General features: G+C 57.6%; 14 protein-coding genes. 10 read left to right on the top strand and 4 right to left on the bottom strand.

Annotation, left to right across the window (positions count from 1 at the left end):
* The first annotated feature begins 2 nt into the window (after positions 1-2).
* Both ACEG18_RS04655 and ACEG18_RS04650 read left to right on the top strand, forming a co-directional pair.
* Positions 3-941: an FHA domain-containing protein gene (locus ACEG18_RS04655; RefSeq protein WP_022094220.1), complete on the top strand. Its 939-nt coding sequence runs from the start codon at positions 3-5 to the stop codon at positions 939-941.
* Positions 942-1,285: 344 nt separating this feature from the next.
* On the top strand, positions 1,286-2,917 hold the full coding sequence (locus ACEG18_RS04650; protein ID WP_349099981.1) for an ATP-binding cassette domain-containing protein: 1,632 nt from the start codon (positions 1,286-1,288) through the stop codon (positions 2,915-2,917).
* 884 nt (positions 2,918-3,801) lie between these two features.
* On the opposite strand, the gene ACEG18_RS04645 is transcribed toward ACEG18_RS04650, so the two are convergent.
* The 3 genes from ACEG18_RS04645 to ACEG18_RS04635 all read right to left on the bottom strand — a co-directional run bounded on the left by ACEG18_RS04645 (position 3,802) and on the right by ACEG18_RS04635 (position 5,750).
* Positions 3,802-3,987 (bottom strand): hypothetical protein, encoded by a 186-nt coding sequence (locus ACEG18_RS04645; protein ID WP_196033943.1) that lies wholly within the window; start codon positions 3,985-3,987, stop codon positions 3,802-3,804.
* A gap of 30 nt (positions 3,988-4,017) precedes the next feature.
* On the bottom strand, positions 4,018-4,221 hold the full coding sequence (locus ACEG18_RS04640) for a hypothetical protein (RefSeq protein WP_196033940.1): 204 nt from the start codon (positions 4,219-4,221) through the stop codon (positions 4,018-4,020).
* Between the two features lie 170 nt (positions 4,222-4,391).
* The gene (locus ACEG18_RS04635; RefSeq protein ID WP_372541462.1) at positions 4,392-5,750 is read right to left on the bottom strand and encodes a radical SAM protein; all 1,359 of its coding nucleotides are present in this window, start codon (positions 5,748-5,750) and stop codon (positions 4,392-4,394) included.
* Positions 5,751-6,268: 518 nt separating this feature from the next.
* Between ACEG18_RS04635 and ACEG18_RS04630 the strand changes: the two genes are divergently transcribed.
* From ACEG18_RS04630 to arcC, 3 genes are all read left to right on the top strand, one after another.
* On the top strand, positions 6,269-6,751 hold the full coding sequence (locus tag ACEG18_RS04630) for an FHA domain-containing protein (RefSeq protein ID WP_372541460.1): 483 nt from the start codon (positions 6,269-6,271) through the stop codon (positions 6,749-6,751).
* Between the two features lie 449 nt (positions 6,752-7,200).
* Positions 7,201-10,740 (top strand): pyruvate:ferredoxin (flavodoxin) oxidoreductase, encoded by a 3,540-nt coding sequence (gene nifJ / locus ACEG18_RS04625; protein WP_117800772.1) that lies wholly within the window; start codon positions 7,201-7,203, stop codon positions 10,738-10,740.
* A gap of 655 nt (positions 10,741-11,395) precedes the next feature.
* Positions 11,396-12,358, top strand: a complete 963-nt coding sequence (arcC, locus tag ACEG18_RS04620; protein WP_055310076.1) for a carbamate kinase — start codon at positions 11,396-11,398, stop codon at positions 12,356-12,358.
* 188 nt (positions 12,359-12,546) lie between these two features.
* Here arcC and ACEG18_RS04615 read toward each other — a convergent pair whose 3' ends face one another.
* Entirely contained in the window at positions 12,547-13,548 is a 1,002-nt protein-coding gene (locus tag ACEG18_RS04615; protein ID WP_372541458.1) for a C39 family peptidase, read from the bottom strand.
* Between the two features lie 354 nt (positions 13,549-13,902).
* On the opposite strand from ACEG18_RS04615, the gene ACEG18_RS04610 reads away from it, so the two are divergent.
* The 5 genes from ACEG18_RS04610 (at position 13,903) to ACEG18_RS04590 (ending at position 20,077) form a co-directional block, all read left to right on the top strand.
* A complete protein-coding gene (locus tag ACEG18_RS04610; protein WP_148332789.1) occupies positions 13,903-15,354 on the top strand; it encodes an APC family permease in 1,452 nt (483 codons plus the stop codon).
* Positions 15,355-15,485: 131 nt separating this feature from the next.
* Positions 15,486-16,763 carry a metal-dependent hydrolase family protein gene (locus ACEG18_RS04605; protein WP_055285286.1) on the top strand — a complete coding sequence of 426 codons (1,278 nt, stop codon included), beginning with the start codon at positions 15,486-15,488 and terminating at the stop codon, positions 16,761-16,763.
* Positions 16,764-16,875: 112 nt separating this feature from the next.
* Positions 16,876-18,267 carry a sensor histidine kinase gene (locus ACEG18_RS04600; protein WP_254179401.1) on the top strand — a complete coding sequence of 464 codons (1,392 nt, stop codon included), beginning with the start codon at positions 16,876-16,878 and terminating at the stop codon, positions 18,265-18,267.
* Between the two features lie 38 nt (positions 18,268-18,305).
* On the top strand, positions 18,306-19,040 hold the full coding sequence (locus tag ACEG18_RS04595; protein ID WP_372541456.1) for a LytR/AlgR family response regulator transcription factor: 735 nt from the start codon (positions 18,306-18,308) through the stop codon (positions 19,038-19,040).
* A gap of 92 nt (positions 19,041-19,132) precedes the next feature.
* Positions 19,133-20,077, top strand: a complete 945-nt coding sequence (locus ACEG18_RS04590) for a zinc dependent phospholipase C family protein (RefSeq protein ID WP_372541454.1) — start codon at positions 19,133-19,135, stop codon at positions 20,075-20,077.
* The last annotated feature ends 2 nt before the right edge of the window (positions 20,078-20,079 follow it).

The raw sequence follows: 20,079 nt of genomic DNA, 5'->3' as shown, positions 1-20,079 counted from the left end.
TCATGGCATCTCAAGTTGAGCTCACCCCATGCGGGGCCATGTTTGACATCTTTAAGCGCGCGGCGCATCTGAGCCATATCGAGCTGTGCGGCTTGGTGCTTTCGTCCCGTCCGCTCGCCGACGGCCGCAGCCCGCAGAGCCGAGCCGCCGATCGCTCTTGGGTTTCCCGCTTTATCGTTCGCGCGCCGGTCGGCACGCTTCAGCAGCGCTACTTTGCCGAATACGGTACCTCGGCTGCGCGCATTATGTCGCAACTGGCCCTGCGCCAGCGAAATCCCATGGACTCCACGGCTGTGATCAATATGGTGTGCGGTCCTGCAGGTGAACCGATGGTACGCGCGCTCGAAGAGTGCCACCAGGACACGAATCTCTATCGCAACGCGCTCGATCGCCTGTCCCAGGCGGCGGAACTCATGCCCGCCGAGCGCGCCGAGGCCGTGCTGGTGCTGTTTGTCGCTGTCGGTTGTTCGGCGGATGTGCGGTCCTCGGTGAACTATGCCATCGACTACGCGCACGCGACCTGTGGCGGAGGCACCTCCACGCCGCGTTCGCTTGGCATGTCGATGACCGCGGGCGAACGCGAACCCGCCCCGGCGCACCCCTTGGGCTTGCTGCGCGTACAAAACAGTTTTGTCGTGAGCGCCCCGCGCTGGATTCAGCCGAGTGAGCAGGGTGTTGAGATTGGCGCGCTGGCCACTGGTGAGGGCGATATTACCGACGTCGGCGACGATGTCTCGGCCCGCCATGCCCATATCTGGTGCGATGCTCAAAATATCTGGCACGTCGAGGACTTGTCGTCCACCAACGGAACCGTGGTGGTAAACGGGGCCACGCGCGTCTGCATTCAGGTCGAGCCCGGCCGTTCCGCCCAACTCAATCCCGGCGACGAGCTCAAGCTCGGCGAATCCACTACCTACGCCATTCTCTTCGGTGCCCTCTAGCCAACCCCTCGATAAGTTGCGGCGAAATAGTTCTTGTTTAAGGCTGCGAACAGCAAAAAGGCGACAAAAGGCAAAGGATTTGGTGGGTGTAAAACGAGGTCGTTTGCGGGCGGACGCTCCAATCTATTGTGGCAATCGGGCGGTTGAAAAAGATATTTCAACCGCCCGATTGCCAGATTCGTCGGAGGAGATGTCCGATTCCGACTCTCTTGTAGGAAGAGCTTGAGATCGTATTGGCCCAAGGCAATCTTAAAGCAGTCTCATTGACAAATCTTCGCTCCTGTTGTGTTGAGGTGTAAGGTATCAGTGATTGATGTTTTGTGGCGGGTAGATTGGGGCCTTCCTTGATTCGATGCGTTCTCTCGAGGTTCATCAGAGCAAAAGGGGCTTTCGTCTTCATTGCTATCACGGTGATTGGAACCGCTCTCTCCTATGCCATGCCATACGTGAACGGGAAATTCTTAGATTTTCTTCTTGGTAACCGCAGCGAAAGAGACGCCGTACTCTTCGCGCTCCTGGTTGCGTCAATAGGAGTTTTCTCCACCCTCTTTACTTATTTTGCAGGAACACTTTCCATTCGCATAACCACGAGACTTTCCTTTGATCTTCTCAGGGAGGCCGTCTTGCGTTTTGAAAGAGACGATTACTTGGTGAGTCGGACCATCGATCCAGCCTATACAACGCAACGGATTATTTCCGACTCCAGCGTGGTCTCATCCTTCGTTTTGGCGAATTTTATCAGTGCGCCGCTGTCCATTGTAGCTATTCCCATCGTATTGCTTATCATATGGTCAATTGATTCAACTCTCGCGGTGTTTTCCATCATTCTCCTCATCGTGTATTTCTGTGTAATTACTGGGTTGAGGAAACTTTTGTATAGGGTCACGTATGAGAAGAAAGAGGCGGACAGCGCCTTTTACGCCGCAATTGCATCGCAGCTTAATCAGATTCTCAACATTCAACTGGCATCTTCGTACGGCAAGAGCGAACAAGCGCTCGACGCTGGATTTAAGAGCTATTTTCCCAAAGTTTTGCGCTCCGGAAAGCTATCATATTCTCTGGCATCGCTCGATGGTCTTTTCGCAGCGTTGTTTCAAGCGGTGATACTTGTTGTTTCCGGAGTACGAATCATTAACGGGACTATGTCAATAGGCGAGTACACTATCATCGGTACATACTTCGCGGTTCTCTTTAAGACTTTGAAAAGTATGATGTCATTGTTCAAATCCTATCAGGACGCCAAAGCATCATGGGATAGGACGGCTATCGCGACGAGGGAAAAGGCGAGATCGGGGTGGAATCGGACCGATTTGGCGAAACTTGATGGAATAAATGACATTTCGGTATCTGATTTGGAATTCTCGGTTGTCCTTCCAGACGGATCTGTCCGAGAGGTCCTCGGCGGGTTTTCTTTCAAGTTTTCCGGTCCTGGTACATATTGCATAGTTGGGGAGAACGGAAGAGGCAAGACGTCACTTCTTTACTTGATGCTCGGGCTATACTCATCGAAAGGCAAAGTAAAATACAACGGTGTGCCAATCGAAGAATGCGACTTGGATTACATACGTGCGAGAGAGATATCGTGCTGCCCACAGTCGTGCTTCGCGCCGGACGAAACGGTGAAAGAGCTGTTAGAGTATTTCGACACGCCCTTTTCTCCCTATCACCGGGGTGTAGATGACCTACCTTCGCTGGAAAACAGCGTGAAGGAGTTACTCGGGAAACGTTGCTCCGCGCTTTCGGGCGGTGAGCTGCGCCGCGTGTACTTATGGTCGGCGATTTCACGCAAGTCGTCAGTTTTGGTGCTCGACGAGCCCACGACTGGGTTAGACGCTGTAAGCCGCGCCGAGCTTGCGGCCTATGTTAAGCGCAACAAGCAAAGCCAGCTGATCATCGTTGTCTCTCACGATGACGAGATGGTCGGCGCGGTAGAAGGGGTAGTGGATTTAGGCAGCATGTACCAGGGTAAATGCTGACAAGTGTAGTGCTACCCAACTGGCAGAGATAACAAAAAAGCGATGCAGATGCACGTAGCATTCAGGCGGTTCGGATTCGGTGCCTTCACGCCATCGCAACGCTTTCAGATATAGTTCTCGTTCTCTTACTAAAGGAAACTTTAGTCTACGTCGTCTTGTCGAGACAGAGGTGAAGCGAAGTGTTGTCGCGACGTATCTTATTCCAGGTGGCTCAGTATCAGCGTGGGAATCGCATCAAAGTGTACTTACGATTCTCGTGTCCCACGGACAACATGAGCTGAGCATTGAGGTTCCGCCCTTTGCTGCAACTACACGGGGTTGGACGGCAATGAATATGCCGGGCCGCATGCCACGCGCAGCGGGGGTCCATGCCCCAGTATGTTGCCTACAGCAGCCTCGATGTCCACGCACACATCATCTCTGCCTTCGCGTTCAATCCGTTTGCCGGAGAGTGCGAGGGCTGCAAGGCCGTAGAATTCGAGCCGAACAAATGAAATGCGGTATCAACGCATAGGATTAAACTGACGATTGCTTTGCACCGAGAATACGCTTGGAAAGCCGCTATGGGTGGCGGCCCGGGTTAAATAGAGAAGCCCGTCCGATCACTTTCATATGGCGAACGGTCGGGCTTCTTATTCCACTTGCCAATGCTCGGCTCATATTGGAAGAAAGCTACGCTAATGTTTGCGTGATACTCCTATTTTTTCCGAAGAAAGAGTCGGATAATGAAGAATAAAATTAAAAAAGGTGCCAAATATAATGTAAGTATAAAGGCTAATCCAACGAGACCTTGCAATAATGGCATAACTCCTCCCAGACACGAGATTTTGGTATTTGTTCCCATCTTATTCTGAATTGGACCAAATAGTTTCTAGCCACAAAAACTACTCGTCAACTGGATCGCACCAATCTGCTGGCAAAACGCAGCTTGATTCTTTATCGACATAGCACCAATCCGCAACAGGGCACTCGGCGATGTCGTAAAAATTGCATATATCAACTCCAAGACAACAAGGCTCAACGGGAGGATTTTCATTTCCACTTGAACCAACAGGATGGATATGCTTCATAACAGCTCCTCACCTTAATCCAATTAGAGACTACGTTTGATCAATGCCACAGTGATCTACAACGCAGATGCTGCCGCCATCCATGTCATAGTCGCAGTAATCGTATGCACCACAGCCATCTGCTTTATCATAAACAGTACAGATGTCAGTAATGCCCAAGAGGCAGTCAAAAGACATCGGCTTCACGCCTGCCTCGTCGCTACTTCCTGGATTAATCGGATGAATATGCTTCACGACTACCTCCCTTTGAGTGCAGAAAAAACCTCAATATTGTGTATAACAAACCAAGATGTCTAGTTCACCATATTTCTAGAATGGTTTCGGCGAACGTAGCAATAAGCTTTGCAGACGGTAATCAGAAGAACGAACACCTCCACAATGGTGACAGCAATGCGCTGAACCGCTTATTCCGATACAGTAGCTTCTCGTTGATTTTTCTCCTGCGAAGATGAGTGGCGGGAAATAAGGTCAAAAGCCATCTCGTAGCACATTTTTCTATATTCACATGATGCAGGGTGTAGACTCTTGGGTAAGTAGCCGTACTCGTCTGCAGCCTCCCAGCTACAGCCCCCACCACAGAAAGACCGAGCCCAACAGTCCGTACAGTCAATTCTTTTTTCGACACCCTGACTCCAGTTTTCAATATACCTAGTTTCGTCAATTCCGGTGATGATGTTGCCCATTTTGAATCGCATCATCCCGACAAACCTGTGACAGGGGTATACGTCTCCTTCGGGAGTCACAGAAATAAAACGCCTGCCAGCCCCGCATCCGACAAAGGCGATCCTGTTGCTCATAATCAAATCAATTGCAGTTTTCAATGTTCTAAACAAGGGCTTTTCCCCTTGATCAATCTGTTTGAGATATTGATCCGCCAAATCTATTAAGCCCGCCCTGATTTTGTTTAATGAGTGTTCGTCGAGTTTGATATTCTCATCGAATGAGCTTACGGGCGAGAAGTAAATCCTTCTGAAACCCATCTCTTTAAACTGAAGATAGTCTTCAACAAGGTTACAGTTATTTCTTGTTAAGGTCGCTCTTGCGCCGAAGGGGAACGACTCGGAAAAACGACGAACGTTTTTGTCGATATCGGAGAAAGAGCCGCCTCCCGTCTTGTACGGGCGCGATGCATCGTGTTTACATCCTGTACCATCGAGACTAATCAGAACAGAAAACCCGTGCTCCTTGAAAGAATTCACAGCAGTGTCATTCAAAAGCGTTCCGTTGGTCGTAATAGAATAGGTAAAGTTTCTATTGGGGTATATTCTTTTTGAATAGTCGACCGTTTTCCATATCAGCGGCTCGTTAATCATGGGTTCCCCACCAAAAAAGACGATCGTAAGCGTTTCGTTTTCCGATGAACTTGCGACGAGGTAGTCGACCGCCTTGAAGGCTATCTCGTCTGTCATCAGCAGAGGAGACGTCCCATAATCTCCTTTACCGGCAAAACAGTAACTACAACCAAGGTTGCATGCATGTGAAACGTGGAGTTCGATGGATCTAAGTTTTCGAGGCGTGTCTTTTGTTGAGATAGTCCGCTCAGACAATCGTTGATATTCATCAATGTCGTCTTCAAGTTCTGCTATGGTCGTTTGGTCGTAGCCTTTCGCAGCAAGTGACTTCGTTAGCAACTTCGAGTTGACCGTTCTTCCCGATGCTTCAAATACGCGAAGCGCATCTTCTGATGCTTGGTCAACCTGAAAGCAATTGCGAGTGACCTCATCGAAGCAGTAACGACGATCACTTACTGAGAAAAAATGCATACGTTCCTCAATTTCATGCTGGACTGGCACTAACCTTGTTTATTGTTACGCAGCTATAAAAAACCACCAGCGGGGATTCGGCGTGCGGCTCAATCGGACTCCCAAAAGGTTCTATTTGAGACTGGCAAGCTTTGCGTTGTTGGCACTTCGACAGCGCTCTTTATTCCAGCATGGAGCCTCGCAGTTTGAGTCGACTTGCCTCTGGAAGGTCCGATCTTAACTTGATTTAGGATGAAAACAGATTACAGGCGCGCTCATCTAGAAAGAAAGGAAACCAATCACCGCCTTTCACCAGGAAAGTTTTTTATAGCCCACCTCGAGCAAAATGAAAGATGCGAGAGCGATTGGGGAACAACGCGAATCTCCCCTTTTTGGGTGGGAGCGAGCCTTCAGCTATCGGCGAACGACTCGCCCTGGTCAGAATCTGGAAGTGGTGCCGGGCTGCTTGGGCCTCCCCGGCGACTTCGTGGGGCTTACCTGCCTGACGTCGAGGAGTACATCCGCAAGATTCGTTCCCTATGCCGTTTGCTCTCACGCCCGCCTTGGTTCCAAGTCGGGCGAGCCGCCGCGTTCATGCGACCTGTGGCGGCGCCACGTCGACGCCGCGTTCGCTTGGCATGTCGATGACCGCGGGCGAACGCGAACCCGCCCCGGCGCACCCCTTGGGCTTGCTGCGCGTACAAAACAGTTTTGTCGTGAGCGCCCCGCGCTGGATTCAGCCGAGTGAGCAGGGTGTTGAGATTGGCGCGCTGGCCACTGGTGAGGGCGATATTACCGACGTCGGCGACGATGTCTCGGCCCGCCATGCCCATATCTGGTGCGATGCTCAAAATATCTGGCACGTCGAGGACTTGTCGTCCACCAACGGAACCGTGGTGGTAAACGGGGCCACGCGCGTCTGCATTCAGGTCGAGCCCGGCCGTTCCGCCCAACTCAATCCCGGCGACGAGCTCAAGCTCGGCGAATCCACTACCTACGCCATTCTCTTCGGTGCCCTCTAGCCGGCAGTTAGGGACGTTCCTTTTCTGCCGGCACTTGGGGACACTCCTTGGCGCGCCAGGGCCGGCCGCTTGGGACGAGGGGCCATTTCGCCCCTTGGCGGTCAGTCGGGGTAAACCTTTACCGCCCGCCTATATTTGCCGAAATTACACTTGACGGCGGGGTACAATAAACCCGCATGCGGATTTCCGTTGCGGGCGCTTCCCATCGCCGGGGCGTGCCCGGGAGCATCCGGCATGCGGCCTTTGCGGCGCTCGGTCATGTGCAAGACGGGTAGCTGGGCTTGTGGAGCGCGTGCAGCCCTCCTCGCCTCGGCATGCCTTCTCTCCACGCCATGTACCTGCTGCTGAGCCTGCCTGCCAGATGATTGGAAGCAACAGCGAAAATCCCATCACGCCAACATCCCGGCGATCGCCGGGGCCTGTATACCTATATGAGAGGAGAGGGGTATATGGCGCGTAAGTTTAAGTCTATGGACGGCAACGAGGCGGCCGCATATGTTTCGTATGCGTACACCGAGGTAGCGGGAATCTATCCCATTACGCCGTCCAGCCCGATGGCCGACCATGTCGACCAGTGGGCGGCCCAGGGTCGCAAGAACATCTTCGGCACCCCGGTCAAGGTCGTCGAGATGGAGTCCGAGGCAGGTGCAGCCGGTACCGTTCACGGTTCGCTGGGTGCCGGTGCTCTGACCACCACCTACACGGCTTCTCAGGGTCTGCTCCTGATGATTCCGAACATGTACAAGATCGCGGGCGAGCAGCTCCCGGGCGTCTTCCACGTCTCCGCGCGTTGCGTCGCTTCCCACGCCCTGAACATCTTTGGCGATCACTCCGACGTCATGGCTTGTCGTCAGACCGGCTTCGCCATGCTCGCCGAGGGCAACGTCCAGGAGGTCATGGACCTCTCGCCGGTGGCTCACCTTGCCGCCATCGAGGGCAAGACCCCGTTCCTTAACTTCTTCGACGGCTTCCGCACCAGCCACGAGATCCAGAAGGTCGCCATGTGGGACTACAAGGATCTGGCCGAGATGTGCGACATGGACGCCGTCCAGGCTTTCCGCGATCACGCGCTCAACCCTGAGCACCCGCACACCCGCGGTAGCCACGAGAACGGCGATATCTTCTTCCAGAACCGTGAGGCCTGCAACAAGGTCTACGACGAGCTTCCCGCCGTCGTCGAGGGCTACATGAAGAAGATCAACGAGAAGCTCGGCACCGATTACGGCCTGTTCAACTACTACGGCGCTCCCGATGCCGATCGCGTCGTCGTGTGCATGGGCTCCTTCTGCGACGTGCTTGAGGAAGTCATCGACTACCTCAACGCTCACGGCGAGAAGGTCGGCCTGGTCAAGGTTCGTCTGTTCCGTCCGTTCTCCATCAAGCACTTCGTCGACGTTCTCCCCGAGACCGTCCAGAAGATCGCCGTCATGGACCGTACCAAGGAGCCGGGTTCCATCGGCGAGCCGCTCTACCAGGACGTCGTCTCCGCTCTCTACGAGGCCGGCAAGACGGGTATCAAGGTCGTCGGCGGCCGTTACGGTCTGGGCAGCAAGGACACGCCTCCCGCGTCCGCGTTCGCTGTCTTCGAGGAGCTCAAGAAGGACGAGCCCAAGCGCGAGTTCACCATCGGCATTGTCGACGACGTGACCAACCTGAGCCTGCCCGAGGCCGAGGATGCGCCCAACACCGCAGCCCCCGGCACCATCGAGTGCAAGTTCTGGGGTCTGGGTGGCGACGGTACCGTCGGCGCCAACAAGAACTCGATCAAGATCATCGGCGATCACACCGACAAGTACGTTCAGGCCTACTTCCAGTACGACTCCAAGAAGACCGGCGGCGTCACCGTTTCGCACCTGCGCTTTGGTGATTCCCCGATCCGTTCGCCGTACTACGTGACCAAGGCCGACTTTGTCGCCTGCCACAACCCCAGCTACATCGTCAAGGGCTTCAAGATGGTCCGCGACGTCAAGCCGGGTGGCACCTTCCTGGTCAACTGCCAGTGGAGCGACGAGGAGTTCGCCGAGCACATGCCCGCCGTGGCCAAGCGCTACATCGCGAACAACAACGTCAACGTCTACCTGATCGACGCTATCGACCTGGCCGCCAAGGTCGGCATGGGCAAGCGCACCAACACGGTGCTCCAGTCCGCCTTCTTCGCGCTGGCCAAGGTCTTGCCCGCCGAGGACGCTCTGCAGTACATGAAGGACGCGGCCACCAAGTCCTACATGAAGAAGGGCCAGGCCATCGTCGACGCCAACCACAAGGCCATCGATGCCGGCGCTACCGCCTTCCGTAAGTTCGAGGTTCCGGCCGACTGGGCAACTGCCGAGGATGCCGCTCCCGTCGAGCTCTCCGAGGAGACCAAGTCCGCTATCGCCCAGCAGGTCAAGAACCTGCTCGAGCCCATCGATCGCATGGATGGCGACAGCCTGCCCGTTTCCGCCTTCGTCGGTTGCGCCGACGGCCAGTTTGAGCTGGGCGCCTCCGCATACGAGAAGCGCGGCGTCGCCGTGGTCGTTCCCCATTGGGACGAGACCAAGTGCATCCAGTGCAACCAGTGCGCCTACGTGTGCCCGCATGCCACCATCCGTCCGTTCGCGATGACCGAGGACGAGGCTGCCGCCGCGCCCGAGGCTACCCGCACGCTCGACGCCATGGGCCCCAAGGCCAAGGGCATGAAGTTCACCATGGCCGTGTCCCCGCTCGACTGCATGGGTTGCACCAACTGCGTCAAAGTTTGCCCCAAGGGCGCCCTCGAGATGGTTCCCACCGAGCAGGAGATGGACCAGCAGCCCGTTTGGGACTACATGGTCGAGAACGTCTCCGAGAAGAAGGAGCTCATCGCGGCCAACGTCAAGGGCAGCCAGTTTAAGCAGCCCTACCTGGAGTTCTCCGGCTCCTGCGCCGGCTGCGCCGAGACTGCCTATGCACGTCTGGTGACCCAGGTCGCCGGCGACCGCATGTTCATTTCCAACGCCACCGGCTGCTCCTCCATTTGGGGCAACCCCGCTGCCACCGCTCCTTACTGCAAGGACAAGGACGGTCACGGCCCGGCGTGGAACAACTCCCTGTTCGAGGACAATGCCGAGCACGGTCTGGGCATGGCCGTTGGCTATGAGGCCGTTCAGCACAAGCTGATCGCCGCTACCCAGGACATCATCGCTGCCGATGGTCCGTCCGATGAGCTCAAGGCTGCCGGCCAGGCTTGGATCGACTCCGTCAACGACGCCGAGGCTTCCAAGACCGCTGCCGCTGCCTACGTTGCCGAGCTCGAGAAGTGCGGCTGCGACGCTTCCAAGGCGATCCTCGCCGACAAGGCTTACCTCACCAAGAAGTCCTTCTGGATCTTCGGCGGCGACGGTTGGGCCTACGACATCGGCTTCGGTGGCCTGGACCACGTCCTGGCTTCCGGCCACAACGTCAACGTCTTCGTCTTCGACACCGAGGTCTACTCCAACACCGGTGGTCAGGCCTCCAAGGCCTCGAACCTGGGCCAGGTCGCTCAGTTCGCCGCTGCCGGTAAGGTGACCAAGAAGAAGTCCCTGGCCGAGATCGCCATGAGCTACGGCTACGTCTACGTGGCGCAGGTCGCCATGGGCGCCAACCCGGCTCAGACCCTCAAGGCCATCCACGAGGCCGAGGCCTACGACGGCCCGTCCCTCATCATCGGCTATAGCCCCTGCGAGATGCACTCCATCAAGAAGGGTGGCATGCAGAACTGCCAGGCCGAGATGAAGAAGGCTGTCGAGTGCGGTTACTGGAACCTCTTCCGCTTCAACCCCGAGGCTGCTGCCGGCAAGAAGTTCTCGCTCGATTCCAAGGAGCCTGCGGGCGGTTATCAGGAGTTCCTGATGAACGAGGCCCGTTACGCTTCGCTGACGCGTTCCTTCCCCGAGCGCGCCGAGGAGCTCTTCAAGGAGAATGAGCAGGCCGCTATGGACCGCTATCAGCACCTGCTGAAGCTCAAGACGGTGTACAACGAGGCCTAGGTCTCCCACCGCAGGATCTGAGGGCTAACCTTCGCGGACGTCCTCGGACATGAAAGAACCCCCGCTGCGCACTACGTGCGGCGGGGGTTCTTTCGTCCTGCGGAGTGTCCGCGAAGGTTAGCCCTCAGATCCTGCTGCGACTACGTCCTCGGATTGTGTGGGCGGATGAAGGACGTGGTTGTGGGGGGCTTTTGTCCCCTTCGCTGTTTCGCGGCTTTGCCGCGAAACCTCGCGCCACTTTGGGGATGGATGGGGGACTTGGCTGTTGCCGCCTTTTCGGAGCTTTTCTTTATTCCTTTTGCTGGATGAAAAGCCCCTTGTTTTTGCAGGGGTGCATACTCGACTTATATGTGCATAGAATCTCGTATAGTGCGAGTAAGATATTGCGCTGTCCGTTTTGTGTTTAGCAGAGATATAGTTTGCATAATCCGACATAATCCTCGCTTCATTTAAATAAAGTCGCACGTAAATTACGTAGATATGTCTTAGCTGGAGTTCTGTACGCTGAGCGGATAAAAACGACCGTTCACCGTTCCGCTATTTTCAAAATGAATAAAATGAGCGATAAAGAGAATATAAACCTTAATAAACTCGCGTATCGCACGGACGCGGGTTATTAATGGGTTGTAGGCCTTTTACAGAAAGGATTCCAGCAATGTCTAAGCCTCTTGGCAAGCCCGATCGTATTGTCGTCGCCCTTGGCGGCAACGCCCTCGGCAACAACCCCGTTGAGCAGATCGAGGCCGTGAGCAACACCGCCCACGCTCTCCTCGGGCTCATCGAGCAGGGCAACGAAATCATCATCACCCACGGCAACGGCCCGCAGGTCGGCATGATCCAGAACGCCTTCGCCGCTGCCCACGACGCCATCGGCACCCCCGAGATGCCGCTGCCCGAGTGCGGCGCCATGTCCCAGGGCTACATTGGTTATCACCTGCAGCAGGGCATCGGCCGCGAGATGCACAAGCGCTATAAGCGTTGGCACGCCGCCACCGTCGTCACCCAGATCGAGTGCGATCCCGACGATCCCGCGTTCAAGAACCCGACCAAGCCGATCGGCCCCTTCTACACCGAGGAGCAGGCCAAGGAGTTCATGGCCGAGGATCCCTCCAAGGTCTTCGTCGAGGATTCCGGCCGCGGCTGGCGTCGCGTCGTCGCCTCCCCCGATCCCAAGAAGATCGTCGAGGCTGACTCCATCCTCAACCTGCTCGACAACGAGTTCATCGTCATCGCCTGCGGTGGCGGCGGCATCCCCGTCGTCCGCGACTACGAGAACAAGGGCTGCTACAAGGGCGTTCCCGCCGTCATCGACAAGGACCTGGGCGGCGAGCTGCTGGCCGAGGACTGCGACGCCGACGTTCTGTTCCTGCTGACCGCCGTTGAGCATGTCGCCATCAACTTTGGCAAGCCCAACCAGGAGGAGCTCGAGGACATCACCGCCGACGAGGCCGAGCGCCTTGCCGACGAGGGCCAGTTCGGCAAGGGTTCCATGGAGCCCAAGGTCCGCGCTGCCATCAAGTTCGCGCGTTCCCGCAAGGGTCGTACCTGCATCATCGGCGCTCTGGACAAGGCCGCCGAGACCATGGCCGGCCTCTCCGGTACCCGCATCCACGAGTAGTCTCTACTCTGCTGACTCTCTTGTGGGCGCCAGGCAAAGCGCCCACAAACTAGCCTCTCTTCATGAGCCCCGCAGTCCGCTCCGACTGCGGGGCTTTTGCTATTCACCTGGTCATTGGGGACGTTCTTAAACGACTAGTCAAACAAGAGCGTCCCCAATGACCACCCATTTAAGTCTGTCCCCAATGACTAGTAGTAGGCCCACATGGCTTCGACTTCGTTGAGGACCTCTACGACGCCCCAGCGGCGGGCGCTGCGGCTGGCCGAGTTGGGGTCGTAGACGCCAATCTGGTTGGCATCGTCGATGCCGTAGAGCACGATGTAGTGGCCTACGTTGGTAAACGTACCGGGGCGCACTGCGGCGATGACGGGCGCACCCGAGCGAAGTGCTTGAGTAATCGATTCGCGATTGTTATGGAGCTGTGTTCCGTTGAGCCCCAGCTGCCACGCACCGCCTGTCATAAACGACCACTCGGTGGCACCAGTGGGGGCGTAGTTGCCGGCTTCGGCCAGCGCGCATATATCGACCGGCGTCTTATCGGTATGGCCGGTCTTAAAGATATAGACCATGGTGAGGCAGGTAGGACCGCAAGCGTTTTCGCGAATAGTGCCACCGGCATAGGGCAGCTCCGACCATGCGGGGTCAATTTGGTAGATGTGGGGCATGGTGCCGGCCTGCCATTGCGAGCGTGGGGTCGAGAACGCAAAGGAGTAACCGGGCGCGACGGGAGCTTTAAGCAGCTTGTCCTCGGCAGTGGGCTCAAGACCGGCTGATCCGTGGGAGATACAGGATCCCAAAAACACAAAGACGAGGCAGGCGGCGATGGAGCAAAGCGCAAGGCGTAGGCGGCGGGCCGGAAGCGCGTGGCTTGTGGTGTGCGACGCGGGGTGAGGGGAGGAATTGCCGCGATCGCGTTGAGGTCGCGAAAAGGAACGCTTGACGTAGTAGTCGGTCTTACGGCGATCGTAGCGGCGTGGCTGCGATGTGTCGGTCTGACGTTGGCGTGTGCTCGTACTCACGCGGTCTGACTGCTGCACGGTACGGCTTTGCTGCCGCGAAGAAGCCCCGGGCTGCTCTTGGGGGCGCTGCGGGTTGTCGTTGTCGGAGGTGCTTCTGGGCGTTGGCGTGGTGCGGCCGGCAAGGCGCACGCTTTGTGGCCGTTGGTCGCCGTCATTGTATCCGTATGCCATTCGAATCACCTTGCCTCATGTGTAACTTGTCTATCCTACATAAAAAGATGCACGACACATGGGTATGTGCGCCAAAAGCCTGACAAATGGTATGAACGTTGCCGCGCCGCGCGCCAAGCGTCACGGCAACAGGTCTTCAAAAGCAGACAAGATGAAAGCGTCCAAGACGAATGACGTCTCCCGCCGTTCGTCCCAAAAACGGTGCCGCTCGTTTTGCAGTTCTGCCTTCGGTCGAGCTGCGAGCGGCGCTGCTGCGCCAAGGCCGTATCTTAAAGCCATGGAATAAAAGCGCGCGGCAAAACGGACCGCGCAAGGGGTGACGCCAAGGGCGTCAAAAAGGAAAGGAGGGGAACAATGGCGGACAAGAACGCAGAAGTTGCAGTCGAGGATAACGGCGGCATGAAGAAAACGCTCTCGCTCTGGAACTTCTTCACCATCGGCTTTGGTGCCATTATCGGTACCGGTTGGGTTCTGCAGGTCGGCGACTGGATGGTCGTGGGCGGCGGTCCCGTTCCCGCTATGATCGCATTCCTCTTGGGTGCAATCTTCCTCGTGCCCGTCGGAGCTGTTTTCGGTGAGCTCACGGCTGCTATCCCCATCTCGGGCGGCATCGTCGAGTATGTCGATCGTAGCTTTGGCCGTACACTGAGCTACATCACCGGATGGCTTTTGGCCCTGGGCAACGGCATCCTGTGCCCGTGGGAGGCCATCGCCATTTCGACCCTCGTGTCCGAGATGTTCGGCAGCCTACCCGGTCTTGAGTGGCTGCGCGCCGTCAAGCTCTACACCATCCTGGGGGCCGACGTCTACCTGTTCCCGACGCTGATCGCGCTCGGCTTTGCAGTCTACGTCATCTTCCTCAACTTCCGCGGCGCCAGCTCGGCCGCCAAGCTCCAGGCCTTCCTGACCAAGGCCCTGCTCTGCGGCATGCTGCTCGCCATGGGCGTCTCGCTGTTCACCGGCTCGCCGGACAACGCCATGCCCGTGTTCTCCCAGGTCACCGGCGCTGGCGGCGGCAAGGCCGCTACCGAGAGCACCAGCCTGTTTGCCGGCATCGTGTCGGTCCTGGTTCTGACCCCGTTCTTCTACGCCGGCTTCGACACCATTCCTCAGCAGGCTGAGGAAGCAGCCGAGGGCCTCAACTGGAACAAGTTCGGCAAGATCATCTCCCTGGCCCTGCTGGCCGCCGGCGGTTTCTACATGGTCTGCATCTACTCGTTCGGTACCATTCTCGACTGGCATGAGTTTGTTAAGAGCCCGGTTCCCGCGCTTGCCTGTCTCAAGGGCATCAACATGCTCCTGTACCTGGCCATGCTCGTCATCGCCACGCTTGGACCCATGGGCCCGATGAACTCCTTCTACGGCGCAACGAGCCGCATCATGCTCGCCATGGGCCGCAAGGGCCAGCTGCCCGAGAAGTTCGCCGAGGTCGACCCCAAGTCCGGCGCTCCCAAGCTCGCCTGCGTTGTTCTGGGCGTCATCACCGTCGTCGGTCCGTTCCTGGGCAAGAACATGCTTATCCCTCTGACCAACGTGTCGGCTCTCGCCTTCATCTTCTCCTGCGGCATGGTCGCCCTCGCCTGCCTGCGCATGCGCTTCACCGAGCCCGACCTGCCTCGTCCCTACGAGGTGCCCGGTGGCAAGTTTGGCATCTCCCTCGCTATCGCTGCCTGCGCCATCATCATCGGCCTGCTTGTGATTCCGTTCTCTCCCGCCTCCCTCAACATGGTGGAGTGGAGCATCGTGATCGGCTGGTTGGCTATTGGCCTGGCCCTCATGGCTTTCACCAATTCCCGCAAAAAGTAACGCCGAGCCGGGGCGGATCAGGTGCGCGGGACCCTCTCTTCCGCGCGCCGAACCCGGCGCCACTTGGGTAGCTTTGTGAGGCCTTAACCCAACACGGCCTCGCCCACTATATGGATCCATAAGGAGGAACCATGTCCACTAAGTATGCAATCGTTGGCGGCAAGCTCATCGACGGTACCGGTGCCGAGCCGGTCGAGAACTCCCTCGTTCTCGTCGACGACAACGGCAAGATCGAGTACGCCGGCGCCATGCAGGACCTTCCCGAGGGCGTTGAGGTCATCGACGCCGCCGGCAAGACCGTCCTTCCCGGCCTGATCGACACCCACCTGCACTTCTCGGGCAACTTGACCGACGATGACACCGACTGGGTCATGCAGCCGCTTCTCGAGAAGCAGGCCGTCGCCGTCAAGCAGGCCTACGACTGCCTCACCCACGGCCTCACCACCGTCTGCGAGATCGGCCGCTTTGGTATCCAGATCCGTGACTGCATCGACAAGGGCGTCTTCAAGGGCCCGCGCGTTCTGGCCACCGGCCTTGGCTTCTGCCGCGTTGCCGGCCACGGCGACTCCCATCACTGCAGCCAGGAGCTCAACAAGGAATCGCACCCCTGGGGCGACCAGGTCGACGGTCCTTGGGATCTGCGCAAGGCCGTCCGTCGTCGCCTGCGCGAGAACCCCGATGCCATCAAGATCTGGGCTACCGGTGGCGGCATCTGGCGCTGGGACTCCGGCCGCGACCAGCACTACTGCTCCGAGGAGATTCAGGCCGTGGTCGAAGAGGCCAAGATGGTCGGCATCCCCGTGTGGAGCCACTGCTACAACAACCACGCCGCTGCCTACGATTCCGTTCGCTTTGGCTGCGAGCAGCTGATTCACGGCTTCGATATCGATGAGCGCACCATGGACCTCATGGCCGAGCAGGGCACCTTCTTCACCCCGACGATCGCCTTCCTGCCCACCTGGTACGCCACCTATCCGCCCGTCTACGTCCCCGAGCTGCACGACAAGTACGAGGGCACCCTGGTCGAGAAGGAGCTGCAGCGCAACTACGACTGCCTGCGCGAGGCCAAGAAGCGCGGCGTCGTCATGACGATCGGCTCCGACTCCTTCTCCTTCGTCACCCCGTACGGCACCTGCTCCATCGAGGAGATGTACGAGTTCGTCGACAAGATCGGCTTCACCCCGGTCGAGACCATCACCTGTGCCACCCTCAACGGTGCCAAGATGTGCCACATCGAGGACGAGACCGGTTCCATCGAGGCCGGCAAGTGCGCCGACCTGCTGGTCGTCAACGGTGACGTCGCCGCCGACATCCACGTGCTCAACACCGACAACATGGACGTCATCATGAAGGACGGCTGGATTGTCGAGGGCGGCACCTTCGGTGAGGCAAACAAGTACAGCGCCTAAGCTACCGTTCATCGATGGCTTGATGTAAAACACAGTATTTGATTGCATAATGCAATGGAGAGGGTCGCTTGCGGCCCTCTTTATTGCTATGGGGTGCGTCAGTAAGAAGGAGATGACGGTGGATCTCAATAGGCTGATTCTGGGCAAGAGCTACAACTCTACCAAGGTCTTTCGTACCGCTCAGCATGTGGTTCAAGCCATCTTGCTCGGTATTGTCGTTCCGCTGCTTATCCTGCTGCTCATCTGGGATCTAACCGATAATCCCAATCCCGTTCCGGCCGTTGTCGTCATTGCCGGCTTGGTCATGCTGTGCTTCTTCTTCTCATACGTCTTTGTCGTTCCCGACGACCTTACATCGAGCGCAACCGACCGCACGCTCGCCATTGCTTCAAAAATATTCGCCTACACGTCGCGCGGCCTTACGCCCGAAGCTGCCCTGGGCGCCTCTAAGATTATCCTGTCCGAAACTATCGCCTCTGCCATCTGCTTTACCGACGGCAAGCAGGTGTTGGCAAGCTGGGGCGAGGGCTCGGCAAAATGCCCCGCGGGCACCCCGGTGGTGCTGCGGACTACGCTCAACGTGATCAACAGCGGTGAGCAAAGCGTGTTCTCGCGCGATGCCTCGACCGAGACGGGTGGCTACTTTCCGCGTCTGCGCGCCGGTATTGTCGCACCGCTTACCGTGCGCGGGCATTGCGTGGGCACGCTCGAGCTGTATTATCCCCGTCTGAGCAGCATCGATATGCGCCAGACGGCGCTTGCCTCGGGCTTTGCCGACCTCATTTCCACGCAGCTTGCGAGCTTTGAGCTCGAGCGCCAGGACGAGCTTACGGCCCGCGTGGAGCTGCGCGCCTTGCAATCGCAGGTCGATCCTCATTTTCTGTTTAACACCATCAGCACCATCGTGTCGCTCGTGCGTACCGAGCCGGACAAGGCCAGGTCGCTGCTGATCGACTTTTCCAATTACTACCGTCAGACGCTTTCTGATTCCGATACGCTCACCACGCTCGAGCACGAGGTGGAACAGGGCACTCGCTACATCAATCTTATGCAGGCTCGTTATGGCGACGGCCGTCTGCGCGTTTCGGTCGATATCGACTTTGAGGTGCGCGATTGCATGGTGCCGCCGTTTATCTTGCAGCCGTTGCTCGAAAACTGCATCAAGCACGCGCAGCGCGAGACCGAGCCGCTTTCTATTCATGTTAGGGCTTTCGAGACCGATGACGGTTTGGAGATCATCGTCGAGGACGATGGCATCGGTATGAGCGAAGAGGTCTGCGCGCATCTGTTTGAGCAACATCGCCGAGAGGAGCCCGAGAGCATTACCGCCGACGGCTCCGTCAAGCGAGGTTGCGGCCTGGCGCTCTTCAACGTGCTTCAGCGCATCCATTTCTTTTACGGAGAAGATTCCGGCATGCGCGTGAAGTCCCAGGAGGGCGTGGGAACGCAGGTCATCGTCGAGCTGAACGGCGAGCCGCATGAGCCGGCACCGTTGACGGCGTAGCACGCGGTTGGATTGAGAGAAAAAGAGGGGAAGCACATATGTCCGAAGGCTGGAACATCTTGGTGGTTGATGACGAGCCTCCCATTAGGGCTGAGCTACGCTATCTGTTGGAAAAGGATACGCGTGTGGGTCAGATTGCCGAGGCGGGCAATGTCACCGAGGCCGTGGAGTCGATTCTCTCGAACAAGCCCAACGTGTTGTTTTTGGACATCACGATGCCCGGCCGCTCGGGAATTGAGCTTGCCGAGACGCTGCAGAACCTAAAGACGCCGCCGGTGGTTGTGTTTGTGACGGCGTTTGCCGAGTTTGCCGCCGATGCGTATAACCTTGATGCGGTCGACTATGTCGTCAAGCCGGTCGAGGACGCACGCCTGTCAAAGGCACTCGACAAGATCGAGGCAGCCTTGGGTGCCCGCCGTGTTATCCACGCTCCGCGCCAGCCTTTGCGTCTGACGGTGGACCGCGGGGGTAAAAAGGTGTTCATTCCCGCCGCAGACGTCTGCTACTTTGAGGCGCGCGCCGATTTTTGCAACGCCATCTGCGCCGAGGGAACGTACCTGATCAATGAGTCGATCTCTTCGCTCGAGCGTCGCTTGAGCTCCGAGGGCTTTATTCGCGTTCATCGCAGCTATCTGGTCAATTTGGAAGACGTGCACAATGTTGAGATTGGCTCCACGGGGTTGATGGAGCTCAGGCTCGACCGTGTGAGCTCGACGGTACCGGTGTCCCGTCGTCGTGCCGCCGAGGTCAAGTCGCACCTGGGGCTTGCGTAAGAGGCCTGCGTGCCGTCGTTTACCATCGCAGGTTTGGCATGGGCGCGCGGTGGGCATAATGGGTGGCATCGAATGAAATCGAAAGGATCATTATGCCCGCGCTTATCACCCATCATCTGTTTGGCGAGGAAAGCATCGACCGTCTTCCGCAGGGCGTCATCACGTCCGATGAAGAGCGCATTGCCTTTATCTTGGGCAACCAAGGCCCAGACCCGTTTTTCTTTCACATTCTGACACCGCGTGTTTCCGACTGCACGCTGCTGGCGCAGGTCATGCATCGGTCGCGCATGTCTCGCCAGTTCGCGTGCCTGCGCGACGGCGTGTCGCATCTGCTGCCGCGCGACGCCAGCTTGGGTCGCGCCTTTGCGCTGGGCCTGCTGTCTCATTACGTGCTCGACCGCAACGCCCATCCCTTTGTCTATGAGCAGCAGTTTGGCATCGTGGAGTCCGATTCAGAGCTTGAGGATTCGAGCAGCCAGGTCCATGCGGTGCTCGAGAGCGATCTAGACGTACTGATGCTGCAGCTTAAGCGCGATGGCGCTACGGTCGACGATTACCCGCCGGCGGGCGAGATCGTCACCACCGATCGCATCAATCGCGTGGCCGGCGTGCTGATGAGCTATGTTGCCGGACGCGTGTACGGCATTGACATTCCGGCGGGGGAGTACGGTGCTGCCGTTGCCAATATGCAGCGACTTTACCGCGCGATTGAGCCGGCCGGCTCCGCAAAGACGCGCGCGATCTCGCTGGTTGAGGGCTTGGTGCACGACTACTCGCTGCTCGACGGCCTTGCCCATCGCGTGACGACTGAGCTGCCCGAGCGCACCGGTAACCTGGGCCATCTGACATGGAAGAATCCTTTTACCGACGAGGTCTCGAACGAGAGTTTCCCCGAGGTCTTTGATCGCGCGCTGGTCGATTACGAGTGCACGGTCGCACGTTTTATCGAGACCGGTGACATGGATGCCGTGACCAGTCACGTCAACTACAGCGGTCGCGTGCTCAATGCCGATGAGGAGTTCGATCGCGAGGAATAGGG

The sequence above is a fragment of the Collinsella aerofaciens genome, assembly GCF_041537385.1.
Classification (GTDB): domain Bacteria; phylum Actinomycetota; class Coriobacteriia; order Coriobacteriales; family Coriobacteriaceae; genus Collinsella; species Collinsella aerofaciens_BV.
This window is presented reverse-complemented; position numbering and strand designations above follow the sequence as displayed.